The sequence below is a fragment of the Mycoplasma wenyonii genome, assembly GCF_003265155.1.
Lineage (GTDB): Bacteria > Bacillota_I > Bacilli_A > Mycoplasmatales > Mycoplasmoidaceae > Eperythrozoon_A > Eperythrozoon_A wenyonii_C.
Window position 1 is genome coordinate 1 of sequence record NZ_QKVO01000036.1, and the last position, 611, is coordinate 611.

1 pseudogene is annotated in these 611 nt (G+C 29.0%); it reads left to right on the plus strand.

The annotated features are described in order from the left end of the window. A pseudogene (locus DNK47_RS03360) lies at nucleotides 1–515 on the plus strand (hypothetical protein); the annotation flags it as partial. Between the last annotated feature and the right edge of the window lie 96 nt (nucleotides 516–611).

A 611-nucleotide genomic window follows, 5' to 3' on the forward strand; every position in this document is an offset into this window, starting at 1 on the left:
ACTTCAGGAAATATGCCTGAGGTAGGGAATCGGAAGTTAAAAGGTTAAAAGAAGTTAATTTAGTGAATACCATTGTTAAATTGATGACTGGTGAATCTGTTGGGTTTCCTTGTGTTAGTTATGGGCAAGAATCGTTTGTTGCTGATGGTTTATTTGATGAATGCAAGAATACTCCGTGATGAGAAAAGGATGAAATTAAGGTTAAGTCTGTTTTGAAAAGTGTTGTACCAAGCTTTGCTAAAGGAAAGATTCCGACACAAAAAAGGAAGGGTGGTTGGAAATCTCAACAGGAAGCTGGAGATAATTGATCAAAAATATACAACGAAAATTTTGATGAATCTAAAGTGATTAATGAAAAATGTGAACCAGACAATTGATGGTCTTTATTTACTGATCAGGAATTGAAGATACGACAAGAAGTATGTGATTTAATAATCAGACCTTGATTTAAAAATTATTTTTTATTGAAAAAACTTATTAATAAAGAAATTTGTTTTGTTTTTTATATTTTTTAATTAATAGATATATATCAAGGTATTTGTTTTATATATATATTTCTTGAAAAGATATTTGGCACATGTGTTTTCTTAAATAAATATCAGTTTTGATGG